The organism is Plesiomonas sp. (assembly GCF_051650925.1).
GTDB lineage: Bacteria > Pseudomonadota > Gammaproteobacteria > Enterobacterales > CAMTGL01 > Plesiomonas.
Genome location: NZ_JBOFRH010000508.1, coordinates 1 through 3,304 on the forward strand (window position 1 = coordinate 1; position 3,304 = coordinate 3,304).

The 3,304-nt window shown below is 48.4% G+C and carries 4 protein-coding genes; all 4 read left to right on the forward strand.

Going from position 1 to position 3,304, the window contains the following annotated elements:
• A partial coding sequence (locus ACRC27_RS12205; protein WP_438639992.1) for a MetQ/NlpA family ABC transporter substrate-binding protein occupies window positions 1-241 on the forward strand: 241 nt, incomplete at its 5' end.
• 179 nt (window positions 242-420) lie between these two features.
• On the forward strand, window positions 421-795 hold the full coding sequence (gene rcsF, locus ACRC27_RS12210) for an Rcs stress response system protein RcsF (protein ID WP_438629215.1): 375 nt from the start codon (window positions 421-423) through the stop codon (window positions 793-795).
• A 60-nt stretch (window positions 796-855) separates the two neighbouring features.
• Window positions 856-1,551, forward strand: a complete 696-nt coding sequence (gene tsaA / locus ACRC27_RS12215) for a tRNA (N6-threonylcarbamoyladenosine(37)-N6)-methyltransferase TrmO (RefSeq protein ID WP_438639994.1) — start codon at window positions 856-858, stop codon at window positions 1,549-1,551.
• Window positions 1,552-1,639: 88 nt separating this feature from the next.
• Window positions 1,640-3,304, forward strand: a 1,665-nt coding sequence (gene proS / locus ACRC27_RS12220; protein WP_438639993.1) for a proline--tRNA ligase, incomplete at its 3' end; no start/stop codon positions are given.

A 3,304-nucleotide genomic window follows, 5' to 3' on the forward strand; every position in this document is an offset into this window, starting at 1 on the left:
ACTTGATGATGTTGACTTGGCGGTTATCAATACGACGTATGCCAGCCAGATTGGGCTGACACCGCCAAAAGATGGTTTATTTGTGGAGGATAAAGCCTCTCCGTATGTGAACCTGATTGTGGCACGCGACAATAATAAAAATGAAGAGAAAGTGAAGAACTTCGTCAAAGCCTTCCAGACCGAAGAGGTGTATCAGGCAGCCAATCAGGTCTTTAAAGGTGGTGTTGTGAAAGGCTGGTAATCCTCCTTTTTCTTTTCTTCCCTGATATGATTATTTTTTCTTCAAGAGCACCCCTCGGGTGCTCTTTTGTTTTACTATCACTGATACATAAAAAGCGTCTAGCCGTACCTTTAGCAATATTCAGCCAATGTGCGTGTCTGGATAGCAGCCCTTTATTTTTCATGTATGGATACAGTGCAATGCAAAAGATCATTCTGGTTTCAGCCGCATTATTATTGGGTGGATGTGCAACTCACTACAGTGTAGACAGCAATCTTAATCCCCAAAATGTCAAAACTTACTTTGCACCAAGCACTGTTGCGGTGTATGAAAAAACCGATCAATTGAACAATGTTGATTATCGCAACATTGGCCGCGTTCAGGGTGAGGTTTGTCAGGCCAACAGTAATGAGAAACCGGCCAGTATTCAGGAGGCGCGTAACGCTGCGCAGCGCCATGTTCAGGAGATGGGCGGCAATGCACTTTTGCTGAATCAATGCCTGATTTTAGATAATGTACCCGGTTGTAAGCAGGTGGCACTTTGCCAAGGGTCAGCTATTATTGTTGCCCCTTAATACCCACTCGCTAAATAAAAGAAGGTGATGCCGTTGGATACCCCGCGAGAAACTGTGGCGATGACGCCCGTTGGTGTGATTCATTCACCTTATAAAGAGAAGTTTGCTGTTCCGCGCCAGCCGGGTCTGGTTGAGGATGGTATCGGTGAGCTACAACTGTTGCCGCCCTTCAATCAGCTTGATGCAGTACGGGGTTTGGAGCAATTTAGCCACTTGTGGCTGATTTTTGTCTTTCATCAAACCCAAGATCAGGGCTGGCGCCCCACGGTTCGCCCCCCACGCTTAGGCGGCAATGAGCGGATTGGTGTCTTTGCTACCCGCTCTACTTTTCGGCCCAATCCGATTGGTTTATCAAAAGTGGCTTACCACGGTACGGTATGCCGCAATGGTGAGATTTTTTTGAAGCTGGGCAGCCTTGATCTGGTTGATGGCACGCCGATTCTCGATATCAAACCCTATCTGCCCTATGTTGATAGCCAACCTGATGCCACCGCCGGGTTTGCACAGCAAGCGCCTGAACCACAAATGCCGATCCGTTTTAATGCAGCAGCAGAGTCGGGTTTACACGCCCAGCAGAAAAAACTTCCCACATTGCGCCGTTTTATCAGTGAGGTGCTTGCGCAAGACCCCCGCCCTGCCTATCGAAAACAGCAGGCAGATGATCGCCACTATGCGGTACATTTGCTCGATTTCAATGTGCGCTGGGTGGTGCACGAGTCAGAGGCTGAAGTCATTGCGATTGAAAAGCGCAGCTGATTTAACCAAAGAAGCTTTTGAGCGACCGATCACGCTGCTACACTAATACCCTTGTGATTTTGTTTGAATTATTCACGGAATTTTATCCATGCGTACCAGTAATTATCTGCTCTCTACTTTAAAGGAAACTCCGTCTGACGCGGAAGTGATCAGCCACCAGCTGATGCTGCGCGCCGGTATGATCCGTAAATTGGCATCAGGCTTGTACACATGGCTGCCGACCGGTTTGCGCGTACTGAAAAAAGTTGAAAACATTGTTCGTGATGAAATGAACAAAGCGGGTGCAATTGAAGTCTCGATGCCGGTAGTACAACCTGCGGATTTGTGGGTAGAGACTGGTCGCTGGGAGCAGTATGGCCCAGAGTTATTGCGCATTGCTGATCGTAATGATCGCCCGTTTGTTTTAGGCCCAACACATGAAGAGGTCATCACTGATCTTATTCGTAATGAAGTGTTCTCTTACAAACAGCTTCCGCTGAATTTATTCCAAATTCAAACAAAATTCCGTGATGAAATTCGCCCGCGCTTTGGTGTTATGCGCGCCCGTGAATTCCTGATGAAAGATGCCTACTCTTTCCATACTTCACAAGAGTCTTTACAGATCACGTACGAAAAAATGTATGCGGCTTACAGCGCCATTTTCAGCCGTATGGATCTCGACTTCCGCCCAGTACTGGCAGATACCGGCTCTATCGGTGGCAGCTCATCACATGAGTTCCACGTGCTGGCAAAAAGCGGTGAAGATGATATCGCTTTCTCTAACACCTCTGATTATGCCGCTAACGTTGAAATGGCTGAAGCCTTGATGCCTTCCGGTGAGCGTGCAGCGCCAAGCGAAGAGATGCGTCTTGTCGATACACCACATGCTAAAACTATCGCTGAACTGGTCGAGCAGCATCAGTTACCGATTGAGAAAACAGTGAAAACGCTGATCGTTAAAGCTGCCGAAGAGTCTGGCCATACACTGGTTGCTCTGCTGGTTCGCGGCGATCATGAGCTAAACGAAATCAAAGCGCAAAAACTGCCACTGATTGCCGACCCATTGGTGATGGCTGAAGAAGACGAGATCCGTGCAGCTATCGGCGCAGGCCCAGGTTCACTTGGCCCAGTTGGTTTGAGTATGCCAATCATTGCAGATCGCAGTGTTGTAATGCTGAGTGATTTTGGTGCTGGTGCTAACCAAGACGGTAAGCACTATTTCGGTATCAACTGGGAACGTGATCTGCCTTTAGCTGCCGTTGCCGATATTCGTAATGTGGTTGAAGGTGACCCATCACCTGATGGTTTGGGCTCTATCCAAATCAAACGCGGTATCGAAGTGGGCCATATCTTCCAGTTGGGCAGCAAATACTCTGAAGCCATGAAAGCGGCTGTGCAGGGTGAAGATGGCCGCAATCAAACCATGATCATGGGCTGTTACGGTATCGGTGTTTCCCGTGTGGTTGCTGCCGCTATTGAGCAAAACCATGATGAGCGTGGTATTATCTGGCCAGATGCCATTGCACCGTTCCATGTGGCGATTTTGCCAATGAACATGCATAAGTCTTACCGTGTTCAAGAAGCGGCTGAAAAGCTGTACAACGAACTGCAAGCTGCCGGTATTGATGTCATCATGGATGACCGCAAAGAGCGTCCGGGTGTGATGTTTGCAGATATGGAACTGATGGGTGTTCCACATATGGTTGTGATTGGTGATCGCAACCTTGATGCCGGTGAGATTGAGTACAAACACCGTCGTGGCGGTGAAAAGCAG